Here is an 18,199-nt window from a genome sequence, read left to right as displayed (position 1 = left end):
GCCGTGTCCGGGTCAGGCGAGGTGGCGCGGGTCCAGTCCACGGGTCAGCAGGCACACCGCGAGCAGGCGGGTGAGCGTCCAGTCGGGCGCGGACCAGTCGGGCTCGGCCGGCGGCGTCCAGCCGTGCTCGGCCGCCGCGTCGCGCAGCCCCTCGGCGTACCCGGCGAGCGCCGCCACGGTGAGCGGGCGGCGGTCGCCGTCGAGGGTGTCGCGTACCCCGGCGGCGTGCTGGTCGACCTCGGCGAGCAGCCCGGGGTTCGCGTGGGCCGCGGCGAGGCCGGCGGTGCCGACGGCGGCGATCAGCGAGGTGAGGGTCGTCCGCGCGGCCACGGCCGCGGAGCGGCGGGTCGCGACCCGGTTGTTCGGCACGCGCATGGTGTCCGAGGCTAACGCCGCCCGCCGGGGGCCGGCCTCGGCCGAGCGGGGGATGCCCGGGTCGTCCGGGGGAGCCGTCGTGTCGTCCGGCGGGATTGAGTCGCCCGTGCGGGGGCAGAAGTCCGCTACGCAGAGCACACGATCGGGGTCACGGAGGGACACGATGGGACAGCGGGCCGACGGACCGGACCGGGCACACCGGCGCCCGGAAGGAGTGAGTGACGCCACGGTCGAGGCGCTGGGCAAGCTCAGCGAGGCCCTGGAGTGCGTCGAGCGGGCCCGCGGCCACCTGTACGAGCTGCACCAGCTCATCGGGCACGCCGACCTGATGCTCGACGACGCGGTGGAGATGTTCCGCGCCGCCGGTCACCCGGCGCTCGCCGAGCGGATCGACAGGGAACTGCTCGGCCGCAACGTCATCGCCGGGCGGTGGACGTTCCAGATCGTCGAGGACTTCGACGACGGCTACTACGCGCTCTTCCGGGAGCTGGACCGGCAGGCCCGCGACGAGCTGGTCGAGGGCCGGCGGCACCTCTACGAGGCGGAGATGAAGGAGCGCCGCCGCAGCCGGGGGATGCCGGGGCACGAGGCGCGCCCCGGCACGCGCTGACTCAGTCGGAGGAGCGTGCTTCGGCCGGGCGGCGACGGGCACCGTCGTCGGCGATGATCACGGTCGCGACCATCAGCGCCACCACCAGGCTGAACAGCCAGGAGCTGTCCTCGGTGAACCGGGCGGAGACCGGAGCCTGGATCGCGGCGAGCAGGAAGCCCAGCCACGCGAGCTTGCGCTGACGGTTGGAGAGGAAACCGGAGCCCTGTTGCATCCCGAAAGTCTTGCGCGCATCAGGGGGAGTGCCGTCAGCCGTTCGGCCGATTCTAGATGGGCTGTCCGTTTTCCCGGCCGTCCGTACCGCACTTTCTGTCGTTTCGGCCGAGCATGAATCCGGCGGCCGCGGGCACCGGCACGGGGCGTCCGCAGCCGCCCGGGATCACCCGCCGTCCGGGCCGGTCCGCCCGATCGTCGACGGCCGGTAGGCCCGGTCCGCATCGGTCATCTCACGCCGCTCGGCCTCCGGGCCGGCGCCCCGGTCCACCGCCTCCGGGCCGTGGCCGAACGCGGCCTCCTCGCCGGCGTCGTTGGCGGTGACGTCGTCGCCCTGGCCGTCCGTGGCCGACCGGGCGATGGCCTGGTCCAGCTCGTGCAGGGGAGTGCGGTCCTCGTCGCGCCACACGTGGCGGTCGTTGTCGGTCATTCCCCTGCGGTACCCGGACCGGATGATCGCAAACGGCCGGACACGGCGATGGCCGCCGGCACCGCCGGCGGCCATCCAGACTCGGGTACGGGGGAGGTGGCTCAGGGGGTGGGGCGGTCGACGGCGCCGCGCCAGGCGCCGGTCTCCTGACCGCGCCGCTCGATGAACTGCTTGAACCGCTCCAGGTCGCCCTTGGCACGCCGGTCGACCACGCCCAGCTTGTCGCCGGCCTGCTCGACCACGCCGTGCGGCTCGAACTCCATCTGCAGCGTGACCCGGGTGTGCCCCTCGTCGAGCCGGTGGAAGGTCACCACGCCCGCCTGCTGGGTGCCCCCGGTGGAGCGCCAGGCCACCCGCTCGTCCGGCAGCTGCTCGGTGATCTCGGCGTCGAACTCGCGCTTCACGCCCGCGATCTCGACGGTCCAGTGGGTCATCGTGTCGGAGACCTGCCGCACCTCCTGCACGCCGTCCATGAAGTGCGGGAACTCCTCGAACTGGGTCCACTGGTCGTACGCGGTCCGGATCGGGACGTCCACGTCCACGTGCTCGGTAACGCCACTCATGTCGGGGTTCCTCCTGTTCCGCCGGTGTGTGTCTCGTACGGGCCGTGGGCCGGCCCGCTCACCAGCGCGTCGTCTCGTTCCTGTGCCCGAGTGCGGCCCACACCTCGGAGATCGTCTGGTAGTGGGCGCCCGCGGGCAGGGTCTCCAGGGCGGCGACGATGTCCGTCGGCGCCTCGTTCTCCCGCGCGTTCGCCAGCAGCGCCTCCCGGTCACCGGGCAGGGCGGTCATCGTGATGAACCGCCCCAGACGGCTGCGCGCCTCGACGTCCTCGGAGCTCATGCCCTGCGGCGTGCCGCTGCGCAGCTCCCCGGCCGGCGCGGTGGTGGCCTCCGGCTGGTCCTCGCCGGCCGGCTCCGGGATCCGGAACTCCTCGGCCCGCGAACCGCCGGTGCCGGCGCTCTGGACGAGACCGCTGACCTCGCTGCTCATCTGGTCGTCGACCCTGGGCGAGTGCTTGCTGCTGCCACGTTCCATGCCTTGGGAGATGCCCCGGGGGACCGCCGGTAAACCGGCGCCGCCCGGGAGAGCCGGTCATCCGGGCGGCAACCGGTCGGCCGTCTTCTCCCCGTCCGTCTTCTCGTCCTCGGCCGGGGCACGGGGCGGCAGCACCGGGTCGTCCGGCTCCTCGACCCCGGCCTGCATCGCCCGCCCGCGTTGCAGCTCGGCGTTCACCTGAACGCCGAGCATCAACGCGCAGTTGGACAGGTAGAGCCACACCAGGAACGCGATGACCGCGCCGAGACTGCCGTACGTGACGTCGTACGAGCCGAAGTTCGCCACGTACAGGCCGAAGCCGAAGGACGCGAGCACCCAGGCCACGAGTGCCAGGGCGCCGCCCGGGGTGAGCCAGCGGAACCGCGGCTGGCGGACGTTCGGCGCGATCCAGAACAGCAGCGACAGCAGCGTCATCGCGACCACGGCGAGCAGCGGCCACTTCGCCACCGACCAGGTGGTGCGGGCCACCGCCCCGGCGTGCAGCAGGTCACCCACCGCGTCGGTGACCGGGCCGCTGACGATCAGCCCGGTGGCCACCACCGCGAGCAGCACGATCGTCACCGCGGCCATGCCGATCTGCAACGGGCGCAGCCGGTAGAACGGCCGGCCCTCCCGCACCCCGTAGATCGCGTTGGAGGCGCGGGTGAACGCGCCGATGAACCCGGACGCGGACCAGAGCGCGCCGAGCAGACCGAAGCTGAGCAGCACCTTCGCCGAGCCCTGCTGCTCGACCACGTTGCGCACCACACCCACGAACGCGTCGTTGCCGACCACCGAGCCGGCGCCGATCTCCCGGGCCAGGTCGATCACGGTGTCGACGGTGCGCGGGCCGTCGGAGACCAGGCCGACCAGAGCCACCACCACGATCGTGGACGGGAACAGGGCCAGCACGCCGTAGTAGGTGAGCGCCGCGGCCCAGTCGGCGCAGTTGTCGGTGACGAAACCCTTGCCGCTGCGCACCAGCACACCGCGCCAGGTGCGCCAGTTGAGCTGGCGGATCCGGCGGGGGAAGCGGGACCGTGTCCGGCCGCCGACCGTCTGTGGTGTCGTCACGGTCATGTCCGCCTCCTCCAGGCCCCGCCGTCGGGCGTGGCCGGGCGGTACCCCCGGCGGGAAATCGACAAACCGGGTGCCGGTTTGCCCGCCGGGCGGGCGGGAACCACACCAGACAGCCGATCGAGACTCCAGGAGGACGAGATGCCCGGGCGCGAGGTACTGCCCAGCACGCTGCGGCGCTCGCCGGCGAAGGCGCAGCGGACCTGGGAGAAGACGCACGACTCGGCAGTCGAGACGTACGGCGAGGGGGAGCGGGCGCACCGCACCGCCTTCGCCGCGGTCAAGCACGAGTTCGAGAAGGTGGGCGACCACTGGGAGCCCAAGGGCCGCAAGGGGCCCAGCGACAAGCAGGCCGAAGGCGGCGGCCCGGCGCGGCGCGCGCCGACGGCCGGTGGGGTGGACGCCAACGCCAGCAAGGATCACCTCATGGAGGTGGCGAAGAAACTGGACGTGCGCGGCCGGTCCCGGATGACCAAGCCGGAACTGGTCGAGGCGATCGAGAAGGCGAACAACAACGCGACCCGCAAGGCCCGCGGGGGTCGCTGACCCCTGGGGGTACGCGTCGAGCCCGGGACCGCCTCGGTCCCGGGCTCGTGTCGTGCCGTCTCACCAGTGGCCGCCGCCCGGCGCCTCCAGGTGCACCGCCTTCACGGTGCTGAACTCGTCCAGCAGTTCCGGGCCGTACCCGAAGCCCTGACCGCTGCCCCGGCGCGGCTGGGCCGCGCCGCCGGGCGCCCCGCCGAACACCGAATTGATCTTCACGGTGCCGACCGGCAGTTCCCGCCAGGCGCGCTGGGCGTGGCTCATCGAGCCGGTCAGCACGGTGGCGGCCAGGCCGTACGGGGAGTCGGCCGCGCAGCGCAGTCCCTCGCTGAACGAGTCGACCACCACCACCGGGGCGACCGGCCCGAACGTCTCCTCACGAACCAGCGCCATGTCGTGCCGGCAGCCCTCGATCACCGTCGCCGGGTAGAACGCGCCCGGCCCGTCCGGCAGCACCCCGCCGGCGCGTACCCGGGCGCCGTCGGCGAGCGCGGCGGTGACCTGCCCGTGCACGTGGTCCCGGTGCCGCCGGTCCACCAGCGGCGCGAGCTGCGTGCCCGGGTCACGGCCGGGGCCCACGGTGAGCGCCTCGGCGCGCGCCACGAGCGCGTCCAGGAAGCCTTCGGCGACGTCGCGGTGCGCGTAGATCCGTTCCACCGCCACGCAGATCTGACCGGCGTTGGCGAAGCACCCGAGCGCCGCCTGGTCGGCCGCCCAGACCGGGTCGACGTCCGCGTCCACCACGAGCGGGTCGCTGCCACCGTTCTCCAGCAGCACCTTCGCCCCGGTACGCGCGCCCGCGGCGGCGATCGCCCGGCCGGTGGCAGTGGAGCCGACGTGGGCGATCACGTCCAGTTCCTGCCCGGCCAGCGCGGCGCCCACCTCGCCACCGCCGGTGAGAAGCGACAGCACCCCGGCCGGCAGCGCCGAGTCCAGCGCGCGGGCCAGCAGCCAGCCGGTGGCGGGGGTCCGCTCGCTCGGCTTGTAGACCACCACGTTGCCGGTGACCAGCGCGGCGCCGAGCAGGCCGCAGGACACCGCCACCGGGTCGTTCCACGGGGTGATCGCGGCGACCACGCCGCGCGGCTCGGGGGCCGTGAAGTCCAGCGCGTCGTGCGCGCCGTGCAGCGTCCGGCCGCCCCGGACGGGGGCCAGTTCGGCGTACTGTCGGAGGGTGCCGACGCCCGCCGCCACCCCGCCCCGCGCGTCGTCGAGCGGCTTGCCCATCTCCGCCGTGGTCGCCTCGGCCAGCTCGTCTGCCGCCGCCTCGACCGCGTCCGCCGCCCGGTGCAGCGCCGCGGCCCGTTCCGCCGGTGCGGTCGCGGCCCACTCCGCCGCCACGCCCCGGGCCGCCTCCACCGCCTTGGCCACCTCGTCGGCCGTCGCGACGGGCGTCCGCGTCACCGGCGACCCGTCCGCCGGATCGTGGACGACCAGCTCGCCGCCCTCGCCGCCGGCGCCCCACACCCCACCAATGAGCTGCGCAACCGTGTACATGCGGCCGTGCTTGCCCCGGCGTGGGCGGGACAAACGCGTTTCGCCCGGTGACCGGCCGGGTAGCCGGATCCGATGACCTCCACCGCAGACGCCGTCGTCATCGGGGCCGGGCACAACGGGCTGGTGGCCGCGAACCTGCTGGTGGACGCCGGCTGGGACGTCGAGGTCCTGGAGGCCACCGAGGCGCCCGGCGGAGCCGTGCGCTCCGCGTACGTGACCGCGCCCGGTTACCTCAGCGACCTCTACAGCTCCTTCTACCCGCTCGGCTACGCCTCCCCGGTGCTCGACGGGCTGGACCTGGAACGGCACGGCCTGTCCTGGACGCACGCGCCGGACGTGCTGGCGCACCTGCTCCCGGACGGCCGCGCCGCAGTGGTCAACCGCGACCTGGACACCACCGCCGCCTCGCTGGAGGCGTTCGCCCCCGGCGACGGGGAGCGCTGGCGGCACGCGTACGCCGACTGGTGCCAGGTGGCCGAGCCGATGCTGCAGACCATCACCACCCCGTTCCCGCCGGTACGCGGCGGGCTGGGCCTGCTGCGGCAACTCCGGGTCGGCGGCGCGCTCCGCCTGGCCCGCCGCCTCGTGCTGCCGGTCCGCAAGCTCGGCGCGGAACTGTTCGAGGGCGAGGGCGGCACGGTGCTGCTGGCCGGCTGCGCCCTGCACACCGACCTGTCCCCGGAGGACGCCGGCTCCGGGGTGTACGGCTGGCTGCTCGCCATGCTCGGCCAGCAGGTGGGCTGGCCGGTACCGGTGGGCGGCGCCCAGAAGATCACCGACGCGCTCGTCGCGCGGCTGGTCGAGCGGGGCGGGCGGATCACGTACGGCGCCCGGGTCGAGCGGGTGCTCACCGCCCGGGGCCGGGCGATGGGCGTCCGCACCGCCGGTGGCACCGACTGGCGGGCCCGGCGCGCGGTGCTCGCCGACGTGCCCGCCCCGGCGCTCTTCCTCGACCTGGTCGGCGCGGCGGCGCTGCCGCCCCGGATGGTGGAGGACCTGGCGCACTTCAGGTGGGACGGCTCCACGCTCAAGGTCGACTGGGCGCTGTCCGCGCCGGTGCCGTGGAAGAACCGCGACCTGGCCGGCGCCGGCACCGTGCACCTGGGCGCCGACCTCGACGGGCTCACCACGTACGCGGCCGAGCTGGCCCGCGGCGAGCTGCCACGGGATCCGTTCCTGCTGGTGGGGCAGATGTCGGTGGCCGACCCGAGCCACTCACCGCCCGGCACCGAGTCGCTCTGGTCCTACACCCACCTGCCGTTCCGCCGCGACTGGCGGGCCGAGGAGGTGGCGGGGCACGTGGAGCGGATGGAGGAGGTGCTGGAGGCGGCGGCACCCGGGTTCCGTGCGTCGATCGTCGGGCGGCACGTGGCCGGCCCGGCCGACCTGGAGGACGCCGAGCCGAGCCTGGTCGGGGGAGCGCTGGGCGGGGGCACCGCCGCGGCGTACCAGCAGCTGTTCCTGCGGCCGATCCCCGGCCTGGGCCGCGCCGACACCCCGGTCGACCGGCTCTACCTGGCCAGCGCCTCCGCCCACCCGGGCGGTGGCGTGCACGGCGCGCCGGGGGCGAACGCGGCACGCGCCGCGCTCGCACGCGACCGGGCGGTCACCGGCGAGGTGTACGCCCGCACGATCGCCGCCGCCCACCGCACCATCTACCGCTGACCCGCCCGCGCCCCCACCGGCTGCCCCGCCCACGGGCCGAGTGATCCCGGAAAACGAGATCGGCAGCCCGCATCCTGGGAGTCGCCGTAGATCTTGGTACGAAAGTGCCCCTATGGGGGCCGTTTCCTACCAAGATCTGCGGGCTGCCCGGGACGAGGCGCGACCGCACCGCCGCCTTTGCTCTGCACCCGCATACGCATCGGTCACGCACCGTGTCCGCAGCCGGGCGCCCGGCGAAACGGTGCTCCGGAAGGCGCCCCTGCTCAGGGCGGTGCTGCGCCGATGGCTGCAGAGCAAAGGGGCCGACGAGGGAATGTGGCCGGACGACCGCGCCCTCACGCGCGGTGACAATGACGCAGCGTGAGGGCGCGGTGGAGGTGCGGGAGAGCGGGTCAGGAGTCGAGGTTGCGGTGCCGGCTGCGCAGCTTGAACGGCATCAGCGCGCTCTCGATCTTCGTGGCGGTGGTCATCTTCGAGTCGCCGTCGCGGCGCTCCTCGAAGCGGATCGGCACCTCGAGGATCGTGTGGCCCAGCTTGGTGGCGAGATAGTGCATCTCCACCTGGAAGCTGTAGCCGTTCGACTGGACCCGGTCCAGCCCGATCGCGCGCAGCGCGTCCGCCCGCCAGATCTTGAAGCCGGCGGTCAGGTCGCGGATGCGGACCCGCAGCAGCGTGTGCACGTACAGGTTCGCCCAGCCGCTGAGCGCGCGCCGGTACAGCGGCCAGTTCTCGTCCAGCTCACCGCCGGGCACGTAACGGGAGCCGATGACCACCGAAGCCTGGGTGGACAGCAGCGCGCCGAGCATGCCGGGCAGCGCCTCCGGCGGGTGCGACAGGTCGGCGTCCATCTGCGCGACGAAGTCCGCACCGTCGTCGAGGGCCCGGCCGATGCCGTCCACGTACGCCCGGCCGAGGCCCTCCTTGCCCGGGCGGTGCACCACCATCACCCGGTCCGGGTGCTCGATGGCCAGCTTGTCGGCGACCTCGCCGGTTCCGTCCGGGGAGTTGTCGTCGGCGACCAGCACCTTCAGCCCCGGCAGCGGCAGCGCGAGGAGGCGCTCGACCAGCACCGGGAGGTTGCCCGCCTCGTTGTAGGTCGGAACGACGACGGTCAGGCGCGCATCCCCCCACGGGGAGGGTAACTGCACGGGTTCGATCATCACGGACATCCTCGGTCAGCCGACAGGTTCACCTGAGAGGGTAGCCAGTCCCTCGCACGGCGGCCGCACAGACGCCCCGCCGGCGATCGATCACCGCTCCGGCTTCTGCCGCGTCGCGATGTCGGACAGCCGGGCAAGCGTCTCCCGGTTACGAAGATGCAGCACCAGGTCGTTGAGCTTGGTCCGGATCCACCGCAACGGCCCGGCGGCGAAGTCCTCGCCGAGCGTCACCCGGGTCCTGCCGTCGTCGAGCGGCTCCAGCACGAACGCCACGACCGCCTCCCCGGCCGGCCACAGCCCGGCGCGCAGGACCAGGCGGTGCGGCGCCTGGCACTCCAGCACCGTCGACTTGTCCTGGAGCGAGAACGGCCACGGCCCGGCCCGGTGGTGCAGCCGGCTGCCGACGCGCGGCCACGTGTCGTCCACGTCCCGCACGTGCGCGGTGCCCACCACCCAGTCGCTGTACGTCCACCCGTCCGCGAGCACCTCGAAGACCTGCTCCGGGGGCGCGTCGATCACCTTCTCCACAACCGCCATCACCGAGCGGTACCCCCGCGCGGGCGGTCGCTAACGGCGATCCGGGTTAGCTTCTCCGGGGCGGCGGGTATCGCCGGACCGGGCCGGTCGTGGCAGGTGTGCACCCGGCTGTGCGGCACCGGCGGGGCGGCCTGGCGCCGACGCCGACGTTTACTCCTCGGGGCCTCGGGAACCCGCCGCCCGTGCGACGGGACCAGGAGCGGGATCAGTGCAGGTCAGCCCGGGTTGACCCGGGTGCTGACCGGTTCCCGTCCGGCCTGTACGACGCGGTCCTGCTGGACCGGGACGGCACGCTGGTGGAGGACGTGCCGTACAACGGCGACCCCGAGAAGGTACGGCCGGTGCCCGGCGCCCGGGAGGCGCTGGACCGGTTGCGGGCCGCCGGGTTGCGGCTGGCGGTGGTCACCAACCAGTCCGGCCTGGCCCGGGGGTACTTCACCGCGCACGACCTGCGCCTGGTCAACGCCCGGGTGGAGGAGCTGCTCGGGCCCTTCGACCACTGGGTGATCTGCCCGCACGCGGAAGCTGACGGGTGCGCCTGCCGCAAGCCCGCGCCCGGCCTCGTCCACGAGGCGGCCCGCGCGCTCGGCACCAGGCCCACCCGGTGCGTGCTGATCGGTGACATCGGCGCGGACACGGCAGCCGCCGCGGCTGCGGGCGCCGCCGCGATCATGGTGCCCACGCCGGCGACCCGGGCCGCCGAGGTCGCCGCCGCGCCCACTGTCGCCGCCGACCTGCCGGACGCGGTGGGCATCGTGCTGGCCCGGATGCGCCTGACGGCCGCGCCGCACCCCGCGCGCCGGTCGCGTCGCGGGACGGTGCTGGTGGTCCGCAGCGACGCGGCGGGCGACGTGCTGGTGACCGGGCCGGGCATCCGGGCGGTAGCGGCCGGAGCGCAGCGGGTGGTGCTGCTGTGCGGGCCACGCGGCCGGGCCGCCGCCGAACTGCTCCCCGGCGTGGACGAGATCATCGAGGCGCCACTGCCGTGGATCGACGCGCCCGCCCCACCCGTCGACCCCGGTGCCGTGCGCGCGCTCACCGACCGGCTGTCGGAGGTACGCGCCGACGAGGCCGTCGTGTTCACCTCCTTCCACCAGTCCGCCCTGCCCCTCGCGCTGCTGCTGCGCCTGGCCGGGATACCGCGGATCAGCGCGATCAGCGACGATTACCCGGGCAGCCTGCTCGACGTCCGCCACCGCGTTCCGGCAGGCGTACCCGAACCGGAACGTGCTCTGTCCCTCGCGGCCGCCGCCGGCTTCGCGCTGCCCGGCCACGACGAACCGGCGCTGCGCATCCGCACCGACCGGCTTCCGCCGCGCGCGGCCGACGCCGGCGAACCCGGCTACGTGGTCCTGCACCCCGGCTCGTCGGTGGAGACCCGCGCCTGCCCGGAGGAGCTGGCCACCCGCGTGGTCCGCGTGCTCGGCGCGGCCGGCTACCGGGTCGTGGTCACCGGCGGACCGGACGAGCGGGAGCTGACCGAGCGCGTGGCCGCCGCGGGCGGCGTGGACCTGGGCGGGCGGACCGGGCTGGACGACCTGGCGGCGGTGATCGCCGGCGCCGGGGCGCTGGTGGTGGGCAACACCGGACCGGCGCACCTGGCCGCCGCGCTCGGCGTGCCGGTGGTGAGCCTGTTCGCCCCCACGGTGCCGTTCGGGCAGTGGGGGCCGTACCGGGTGCCGACGGTGCGGCTCGGCGACGCGGGGGCGGCGTGCCGGGACACCCGCGCCACCGTCTGCCCGGTGCCCGGTCACCCGTGCCTGTCGGCTGTCGAGCCGGGACGGGTGCTGGAGGCGTTGCGGCTGCTCGGCGTGCCGGCGCCGGTGTCGGGCGGGGTGGCCGGATGAACATCCTGCTGTGGCACGTCCACGGGTCGTGGACGACCTCCTTCGTGCACGGCAAGCACCGCTACCTGGTGCCGGTCACCCCTGATCGAGGGCCGTACGGGCTGGGCCGGGCGCGCACCTACCCGTGGCCGGACAGTGCCGTCGAGGTCACCCCCGACGAACTGCGCGACACCGACGTCGACCTGGTGATCCTGCAACGCCCCGAGGAACTCGACCTCGCCGCCGAGTGGCTCGGCCGCCGGCCCGGGCGGGACGTGCCGGCCATCTACGTCGAGCACAACACGCCGAAAGGCGACGTGCCGAACACCCGGCACCCGATGGCCGACCGCGACGACCTGCTGCTCACCCACGTCACCGCGTTCAACGAGCTGTTCTGGGACAACGGCGCCACCCGCACCACTGTCGTCGACCACGGCGTCGTACCACCGAACGTCGAGTGGACCGGGGAACTCGACCGCCTCGCCGTGGTCATCAACGAGCCGGTACGCCGCTGGCGGGTCACCGGCACCGACCTGCTCGCCCGGTTCGCCGCGCTGGCGCCGCTGGACGTCTACGGGATGAAGGTGGACGGTCTCGCCGCCCATCTCGGCCTGCCCGAGGACCGGCTGACCAGCCACGACGACGTACCCCAGCACGCCATGCACGCCGAACTCGCCAAACGGCGCGCGTACCTGCACCTGTGCCGCTGGACCTCACTCGGCCTCAGCCTCATCGAGGCCATGACCATGGGCATGCCCGTGGTGGCACTGGCGACCACCGAGGCGGTGGAGGCGGTGCCACCGGCCGCGGGAGCGCTGTCCACACGCGTCGACACGCTCGTCGACGCCGCCCGTGGGCTGCTGGACGACAGGGAGTCCGCCCGCCGGGCGGGCGCCGTGGCCCGGGCCGCCGCCCGGGACCGCTACGGCCTGGATCGATTCCTCGCCGACTGGGACCGGCTGCTGGAGGAGGAAGTATGCGCATCGCGATGATCTCGGAGCATGCCAGCCCGCTCGCCGTCCTCGGCGGGGAGGACGCCGGTGGCCAGAACACGCATGTCGCGGAGCTCTCCGCCGCGCTCGCGGCCGCCGGTCACGACGTGCGCGTCTACACCCGGCTCGACGCGGTGGACCTGCCGGTGAGCGTCCGCACCCCGGACGGGTACGAGGTGGTGCACGTACCGGCCGGGCCGGCCGAACCGGTGGCCAAGGACGACCTGCTGCCGTACATGCCGTCGTTCGGGCAGTGGCTTGCCGACCGGTGGCGCACCGGCGACTGGCAGCCCGAGGTGGTGCACGCGCACTTCTGGATGAGCGGGCTGGCGGGTCTCGCCGCGGCCCGCCGCGCGGGCGTGCCGATGGTGCAGACGTACCACGCGCTCGGCACCGTCAAGCGCCGCCACCAGGGCGTGCAGGACACCAGCCCGCCGGGCCGGGTCGAACACGAGCGGAAGCTGGGCCGCTCGGTGGACCGGGTGGTCGCCCAGTGCCAGGACGAGGTCGCCGAACTGGTCCGGATGGGCGTGCCCCGGTCCCGGATGACAGTGGTGCCGTCGGGGGTGAACCTCACGACGTTCTCCCCGCTCGGCCCGGCCGCCGACCGCGACGGCGGCCGGGCCCGCATCCTCACCGTCGGCCGCCTGGTCGAGCGCAAGGGCTTCCAGGACGTCATCCGGGCCGTCGCCGAGGTGCCGGACGCCGAGTGCGTCGTCGTGGGCGGGCCACCGGCCGGACTCCTGGAGACCGACCCGTACGCGCTGCGCCTGCGCGCGCTGGCCCACTCCCTCGGCGTCGCCGACCGGGTCCGGCTGGTCGGCGCGGTCCCCCGGGAGGAGATGGGCCGCTGGTACCGGTCGGCCGACGTGCTCGTGGCCGCACCCTGGTACGAGCCGTTCGGGCTCACCCCGCTGGAGGCGATGGCCTGCGGCGTACCGGTGGTCGCGACTGCGGTCGGCGGGCTGATCGACACGGTGGTGGCCGGACGCACCGGCGACCTGGTGCCGCCCCGGGAGCCGGCCGCCCTCGGCGCGGCGCTCCGGGGCCTGCTCGGCGACCGGATCCGCCGCTTCGCCTACGCCACCGCCGCGCTGGAACGGGCCCGCACCCGCTACTCCTGGGCCACCACCGCGGACCGCCTCACCGAGCTGTACGGCGAGGTGGCCTCGGTGCGCCGCCCGACCCGGGTGGTCGCCTGATGACGGCCGGGACGCCGGCCGCCGGCGCGACGGTGCTGGAGGACCACCTGAGCCTGCTGGCTGCCGCGCTGCTGCCGCTGCGGGAGGCGGAACAGATGCTGGCCCGCTGGGGTGAGGAACTGGCGCAGCGGCTCGCTGCCGGTGGCCGCCTGCTGGTCGCGGGCAACGGCGGCAGCGCCGCCGAAGCCCAGCACCTCACCGCCGAACTCGTCGGCAAGCTCCGCCACGACCGCCAGCCCCTGTCCGCCATCGCCCTGCACGCCGAAACCAGCGCCCTCAGTGCCATCGCCAACGACTACGGATACGACGAGGCCTTCGCCCGGCAGGTCCGTGCCCACGGCCGGCCCCACGACATCCTCCTGCTCCTGTCCACCAGCGGCACCAGCACCAACCTCCTCACCGCCGCCCGCGCCGCCCACCAGACCGGCATGCGCTGCTGGGCCTTCACCGGACCCGCACCCAACCCCCTCGCCGACATCTGTCACGAACACCTGGCGATCGACTCGCCGGACGGGCAGGTCGTGCAGGAACTGCACCTGGTGGCCTCGCACGTGCTCTGCGAGTACGTCGAACTGGCGCTGCCCGCCGCGCTCGCCGCCCAGCCCGCGGCCGGGCCGGTACGCGCCGGCGTCGAGGTCGTCGTCGGTGAGCCGGACCCGGCGGCGCCGGCCGGACGGGGAGGCGTGGCATGAGGGGGCCGGTGGTGGTGCTCGGTGACACGCTGCTGGACCGCGACGTCGAAGGTCTGGTGAACCGGCTCTGCCCGGACTCCCCGGTGCCGGTGCTCGACGAGACCGTCTCCGCCGACCGGCCGGGTGGAGCCGGGCTGGCCGCCGTCTTCGCCGCCGCGCAGGGCGCCGAGGTCGCGCTGGTCACCGCCGTCGCCGACGACGCGGGCGGGGCCCGGCTGGGCACGCTGCTCGCCGCCGCCGGGGTCCGGCTGTACGCGCTTCCGCTGGCCGGTGCCACCCCGGAGAAGATCCGGCTGCGGGCGCGCGGGCGGGTGCTGCTGCGCCACGACCGGGGCGGGAGCGCCGGTACCCCGGGGCAGCCGAGCGACGCCGTGCTGCGGCTGATCGCCGGTGCGTCCGCCGTGCTGGTCAGCGACTACGGCCGGGGCGTGGCAGCTCATCCGGCGCTGCGCGCCGCGCTGACCGCCACCCGGGCACCTGTGGTCTGGGACCCGCATCCGCGTGGACCGGCCGCCGTGCCCGGTGTGCACCTGGCGACCCCGAACGAGCCGGAGGCCCGCGAGCTGGCAAAGACGCCGCCGGGCGGCTCCCGCCTGGCCGTCGCGTCCCGCAGCGCGCACGCGTTGCGCCGCCGCTGGCAGGCACGCGCGGTCGCGGTGACGCTCGGCGGGGACGGCGCGTTGCTCAGCCACGCCGGGTCCACGCCCCTTGTGGTGCCGGCGCCGCCCGCCGAGGGGGACACCTGCGGGGCGGGCGACCGTTTCGCGTCCACCGCGACCCTCGCCCTGGCCCGTGGGGCGCTGGTGTCCGAGGCGGTGCAGGAGGCGGTCACCGAGGCGTCCGCGTACGTGGCCGGCGGCGGCGTCGCTGCGGCGCTGCCCGCGCCGGTGCGCGCGGTGGCCCCGGAGGTGGTCACCGGCGGCGGGGACCGGATCGGCGCCGGGGCGGCCGGCGAGGTGGTGGCCCGGGTACGCGCGGCCGGCGGCACCGTGGTCGCCACCGGCGGCTGCTTCGACCTGCTGCACGCCGGGCACGTGGCGACGCTCCAGGCGGCCCGGCAACTCGGCGACTGCCTGGTGGTCTGCCTCAACTCCGACGCCAGCGTCGCCGGGCTCAAGGGCCCGGAACGCCCGGTCGTGCCGCAGGGCGACCGGGGCCGGCTGCTCGCCGCGCTCGGCTGCGTCGACGCGGTGCTGATCTTCGACGAGCCGACCCCGGAGGCGGCGCTGTCCTGGCTGCGCCCGGACATCTGGGTCAAGGGCGGCGACTACGCCAGCGGTGGCGGCCCGGAGACGCTGCCCGAGACGGAGATCCTGGCCCGCTGGGGCGGCCACACGGTGGTCGTGCCGTACCTCGACGGGCGCTCGACCACCGACATGATCGCGGCGGCACGGGCCGGGCGGGGCAGCGGCGGCTGGCCGGCCTCGTCGGTCGACCCGGCCGAGGCCGTCGCGCAGGTCCGGTCCACGGCGAAGGGAGCACGATGAACGAGCGACGCATCCGACCCGGCGCGGTCGCGCCCGCCGGTCCGACGGTGGCGGCGTGAGCGCCGGCGTGCCCGGAGCCGGGCCGACCGTCCTGGTCACCGGCGGCTCCAGCGGGCTCGGCGCGGCGGTGGTCGCCGCGGTGGCCCGCGCCGGGGGACGCCCGCTGGTGCTGGACCGGCAGCGTCCCGCCGACGGGGTGCCCTGGGTCGAGTGCGACCTGGCCGACACCCGCGCCGCCGAGGCCGCCACCCGCGACCTCGCGGAACGCTCCGGCGGGCTGGACGCCGTGGTCACCGCCGCCGGGATGGACGTGCCCGGGAAGCTCGCCGACATCCCGGCCGAGACCTGGGAACGGATCGTCACCGTCGACCTGCTCGCCACCGCCGCGGTGATCCGGGCCGCGCTGCCCTGGCTGGAGGCCTCCCGGGGCAGCATCGTCACCGTCGCCTCCACGCTCGGCGTGAAGGCGGTCAGCGACGCGACGGCGTACTGCGCGGCGAAGTTCGGGGTGGTCGGGTTCACCCGGGCGCTCGCCGCCGAACTCGCCGGAGCGGTCGGGGTGACGCTGCTGATCCCGGGCGGGATGCGGACCGCGTTCTTCGACGAGCGGGACGCGCAGTACCGCCCCGGCCCGGACGCGGTGCTCAACGAGCCCGCCGACACCGCCGCCGCGGTCATGTTCGCGTTGTCCCAGCCGGCCGGCTGCGCGGTACGCGAGATGGTGGTCTGCGCCGCGCAGGAGTCCTCGTACCCGTGATCCTGGTGCTGCGCGCGCTCGGGGTCGGTGACCTGGCGACCGCCGTGCCGGCGCTGCGCGGCCTGCGCGCCGGCCTGCCGGGCCGGGAGCTGGTGCTCGCCGCGCCGGCCTGGCTGGCGCCGCTGGCGGAGCTGACCGGGGCGGTCGACCGGGTGCTGCCCACCACCGGGCCGGACCGGATCGGGTGGACCGGACCGCCGCCGGAGGTGGCGGTCAACCTGCACGGCCGGGGACCGCAGTCGCACCGGGCGCTGGCCGCCGTCCGCCCCGGCCGCGTGCTGGCCTACCGCAACCCGGGCGCCGGGCACCCGGACGGCCCGGCCTGGGACGACGACGAGCACGAGGTCCGCCGCTGGTGCCGGCTGCTGCACGCGTACGGGCTGCCGGCCGACCCGGGGGACCTGGCGCTGCGGCGTCCGGCGGCGGCCGGCGTACCGGCCGGGGTGACGCTGCTGCACCCGGGCGGCAAGATCCCGGCGAAGCGCTGGCCGGCGGACCGGTTCGCCGGACTGGCCCGGGAGCTGGCCGCGCGCGGGCACCGGGTGGCGGTGACCGGCTCGCCGGACGAACGGGCGCTGGCCGAGCGGGTCGCCCGCGACGCCGGGCTGCCGCCGCAGGCGGTGCTGGCCGGCCGGACCGGACTGGCCGAGATGGCCGCGCTCGTCGCAAGTGCGCGGCTGGTGGTCAGCGGGGACACCGGCGTGGCGCACCTCGCCACCGGCTACGGCACCGCCTCGGTGGTGCTGTTCGGCCCGGTGCCGGCGGCACACTGGGGTCCACCGCCGGACCGCCCCCGCCACCGGGCGCTGGGTGCGATCGAGCCCACGCCCGTCAACCCGGATTCGACCGGGTCGGGCGGGGTAGGAACCCACCCGACATTGGATGCCATCGGGATCGACGAGGTGGTGGCTGCGGTGGCCGACGTGGAACGGGTCTCCGGTGCGGTTGCGGCGTAGCGATCCGGGCCGGCCGGGGTACGCGCGCCGGCGCCGCGGCAAGGGCTGGCTGTTCCTCGACCCGGCCGGCGAGCCGGTACGCGACGCTGGGGAGCTGACCCGGCTGCGTGAGCTGGTCATCCCGCCCGCCTGGCAGGACGTGTGGATCTCGCCGTACCCGAACGGCCACATCCAGGCCACCGGCATCGACGCGGCGGGCCGCAAGCAGTACCTCTACCACCCGGGCTGGCGGCGCAAGCGCGACGAGGCCAAGTTCGACCACGTGCTGGAGGTGGCGCACCGGCTGCCCACGCTGCGCGACCGGGTCACGCACGACTTGGCGCTGCGCGGCCTGCGCCGGGAACGGGTGCTCGCCACCGTCGCCCGGCTGCTCGACATGGGTGCGTTCCGGGTCGGCAGCGACCAGTACGCCACCGGGGACGACCCGACGTTCGGGGTGGCCACGCTGCGCCCCGAGCACGCTCGCTCCCGGGGCGGGTGCGTGGTGTTCGAGTTCCCGGCCAAGGGCGGCATCGACCAGGTCCGCCGGATCGAGGACGCCGAACTGTGCCGGGTGCTGCTCAACCTGCGCCGTCGCCGGCGTGCCCAGGAGCGGCTGTTCGGCTACTGGGACGGCCGCTCCTGGCGTGACGTGCGCAGCGACGAGGTGAACGACTACCTGCGCGACGCCAGCGGCGGCGAGATGACCGCGAAGGACTTCCGTACCTGGCACGCGACGGTGCTGGCCGCCGCCGAACTGGCCACCGTGGGCCCGCAGCGGTCCGCCACCGCCCGCAAGCGTGCCGTGGCCGGGGTGATGCGCTCGGTGGCCGAACTGCTCGGCAACACCCCGACGGTGGCCCGCACCTCGTACGTGGACCCGCGTGTGGTCGACCTCTACCACGACGGGGTGCTGGCGCCGGTGCAGCCGGAGATGCCGCGCGAGGCGGTGGAGAAGTCGGTGCTGGCGCTGCTGGAGGAGGAGGCCGGCTGACCGCCGACCGGCCCCGTCGGTCCTGGGGGGAAGCGCGACGGGGCCGGGAATCTCGGCCGCCGGTGCGGTCCCGGGAGCCATCACCGGGCGGGGCCGCCCGCGGCCGGGACCGCCGCGGGCGCCACGCCCGGCCCCCCGATATCCGTGGGCTCACCGCGAGCGGTAGCCC

General features: G+C 75.2%; 20 protein-coding genes. 11 read left to right on the top strand and 9 right to left on the bottom strand.

Translation table 11 applies throughout. The features are described 5' to 3' along the window. Positions 1-12: 12 nt before the first annotated feature. Positions 13-375 carry a DUF6401 family natural product biosynthesis protein gene (locus AC2CHG_RS07560; RefSeq protein WP_262012319.1) on the bottom strand — a complete coding sequence of 121 codons (363 nt, stop codon included), beginning with the start codon at positions 373-375 and terminating at the stop codon, positions 13-15. A gap of 163 nt (positions 376-538) precedes the next feature. Here AC2CHG_RS07560 and AC2CHG_RS07555 point away from each other — a divergent pair, with 163 nt between their 5' ends. Further along, positions 539-985 carry a hypothetical protein gene (locus AC2CHG_RS07555; protein ID WP_013285386.1) on the top strand — a complete coding sequence of 149 codons (447 nt, stop codon included), beginning with the start codon at positions 539-541 and terminating at the stop codon, positions 983-985. Between the two features lies 1 nt (position 986). Here AC2CHG_RS07555 and AC2CHG_RS07550 read toward each other — a convergent pair whose 3' ends face one another. From AC2CHG_RS07550 to AC2CHG_RS07530, 5 genes are all read right to left on the bottom strand, one after another. Beyond that, positions 987-1,199, bottom strand: a complete 213-nt coding sequence (locus AC2CHG_RS07550; protein ID WP_018784964.1) for a hypothetical protein — start codon at positions 1,197-1,199, stop codon at positions 987-989. Between the two features lie 165 nt (positions 1,200-1,364). Continuing rightward, positions 1,365-1,628 carry a hypothetical protein gene (locus AC2CHG_RS07545; RefSeq protein ID WP_262012320.1) on the bottom strand — a complete coding sequence of 88 codons (264 nt, stop codon included), beginning with the start codon at positions 1,626-1,628 and terminating at the stop codon, positions 1,365-1,367. 101 nt (positions 1,629-1,729) lie between these two features. Continuing rightward, a complete protein-coding gene (locus tag AC2CHG_RS07540; protein ID WP_262012321.1) occupies positions 1,730-2,191 on the bottom strand; it encodes an SRPBCC family protein in 462 nt (153 codons plus the stop codon). Between the two features lie 58 nt (positions 2,192-2,249). Further along, the gene (locus tag AC2CHG_RS07535; protein ID WP_194800999.1) at positions 2,250-2,666 is read right to left on the bottom strand and encodes a DUF2795 domain-containing protein; all 417 of its coding nucleotides are present in this window, start codon (positions 2,664-2,666) and stop codon (positions 2,250-2,252) included. Positions 2,667-2,723: 57 nt separating this feature from the next. Beyond that, positions 2,724-3,746: a YihY/virulence factor BrkB family protein gene (locus AC2CHG_RS07530; RefSeq protein ID WP_357208640.1), complete on the bottom strand. Its 1,023-nt coding sequence runs from the start codon at positions 3,744-3,746 to the stop codon at positions 2,724-2,726. A gap of 138 nt (positions 3,747-3,884) precedes the next feature. On the opposite strand from AC2CHG_RS07530, the gene AC2CHG_RS07525 reads away from it, so the two are divergent. Next, complete coding sequence (locus tag AC2CHG_RS07525) at positions 3,885-4,289, top strand: ChaB family protein (protein WP_262012323.1); 405 nt, start codon at positions 3,885-3,887, stop codon at positions 4,287-4,289. A 60-nt stretch (positions 4,290-4,349) separates the two neighbouring features. Here AC2CHG_RS07525 and AC2CHG_RS07520 read toward each other — a convergent pair whose 3' ends face one another. Next, a complete protein-coding gene (locus tag AC2CHG_RS07520; RefSeq protein ID WP_484524424.1) occupies positions 4,350-5,783 on the bottom strand; it encodes an aldehyde dehydrogenase family protein in 1,434 nt (477 codons plus the stop codon). A 72-nt stretch (positions 5,784-5,855) separates the two neighbouring features. On the opposite strand from AC2CHG_RS07520, the gene AC2CHG_RS07515 reads away from it, so the two are divergent. Further along, a complete protein-coding gene (locus AC2CHG_RS07515) occupies positions 5,856-7,448 on the top strand; it encodes a phytoene desaturase family protein (protein WP_355507715.1) in 1,593 nt (530 codons plus the stop codon). Positions 7,449-7,840: 392 nt separating this feature from the next. Here the strand turns inward: AC2CHG_RS07515 and AC2CHG_RS07510 are convergent, their stop codons facing one another. Further along, the gene (locus tag AC2CHG_RS07510; RefSeq protein WP_194801004.1) at positions 7,841-8,608 is read right to left on the bottom strand and encodes a polyprenol monophosphomannose synthase; all 768 of its coding nucleotides are present in this window, start codon (positions 8,606-8,608) and stop codon (positions 7,841-7,843) included. 90 nt (positions 8,609-8,698) lie between these two features. Then, a complete protein-coding gene (locus AC2CHG_RS07505) occupies positions 8,699-9,145 on the bottom strand; it encodes an SRPBCC family protein (protein ID WP_194801005.1) in 447 nt (148 codons plus the stop codon). 182 nt (positions 9,146-9,327) lie between these two features. Here AC2CHG_RS07505 and AC2CHG_RS07500 point away from each other — a divergent pair, with 182 nt between their 5' ends. From AC2CHG_RS07500 to AC2CHG_RS07465, 8 genes are read left to right on the top strand one after another with little or no spacing between them, the layout of a single operon-like run. Next, positions 9,328-10,992, top strand: a complete 1,665-nt coding sequence (locus tag AC2CHG_RS07500) for an HAD-IIIA family hydrolase (protein WP_484524423.1) — start codon at positions 9,328-9,330, stop codon at positions 10,990-10,992. Further along, on the top strand, positions 10,989-11,963 hold the full coding sequence (locus AC2CHG_RS07495) for a glycosyltransferase (RefSeq protein WP_262012327.1): 975 nt from the start codon (positions 10,989-10,991) through the stop codon (positions 11,961-11,963). The genes AC2CHG_RS07500 and AC2CHG_RS07495 overlap by 4 nt, the downstream gene beginning before the upstream one ends. Beyond that, positions 11,948-13,165: a glycosyltransferase gene (locus tag AC2CHG_RS07490; protein WP_484524422.1), complete on the top strand. Its 1,218-nt coding sequence runs from the start codon at positions 11,948-11,950 to the stop codon at positions 13,163-13,165. The genes AC2CHG_RS07495 and AC2CHG_RS07490 overlap by 16 nt, the downstream gene beginning before the upstream one ends. Further along, complete coding sequence (locus tag AC2CHG_RS07485) at positions 13,165-13,857, top strand: D-sedoheptulose-7-phosphate isomerase (RefSeq protein WP_262012329.1); 693 nt, start codon at positions 13,165-13,167, stop codon at positions 13,855-13,857. Before AC2CHG_RS07490 ends, AC2CHG_RS07485 begins: the two co-directional genes overlap by 1 nt. Then, positions 13,854-15,344 (top strand): PfkB family carbohydrate kinase, encoded by a 1,491-nt coding sequence (locus tag AC2CHG_RS07480; RefSeq protein ID WP_484524421.1) that lies wholly within the window; start codon positions 13,854-13,856, stop codon positions 15,342-15,344. The genes AC2CHG_RS07485 and AC2CHG_RS07480 overlap by 4 nt, the downstream gene beginning before the upstream one ends. Positions 15,345-15,399: 55 nt before the next feature. Next, positions 15,400-16,101: an SDR family oxidoreductase gene (locus tag AC2CHG_RS07475; protein WP_484524420.1), complete on the top strand. Its 702-nt coding sequence runs from the start codon at positions 15,400-15,402 to the stop codon at positions 16,099-16,101. Further along, positions 16,098-17,057, top strand: coding sequence for a glycosyltransferase family 9 protein (locus AC2CHG_RS07470; protein ID WP_366619222.1), 960 nt, complete (start codon positions 16,098-16,100; stop codon positions 17,055-17,057). The genes AC2CHG_RS07475 and AC2CHG_RS07470 overlap by 4 nt, the downstream gene beginning before the upstream one ends. Next, positions 17,041-18,030, top strand: coding sequence for a DNA topoisomerase IB (locus AC2CHG_RS07465; protein WP_366619224.1), 990 nt, complete (start codon positions 17,041-17,043; stop codon positions 18,028-18,030). Before AC2CHG_RS07470 ends, AC2CHG_RS07465 begins: the two co-directional genes overlap by 17 nt. The last annotated feature ends 169 nt before the right edge of the window (positions 18,031-18,199 follow it).

It is taken from the genome of Micromonospora sp. ATLC20 (assembly GCF_057196585.1).
This window is presented reverse-complemented; position numbering and strand designations above follow the sequence as displayed.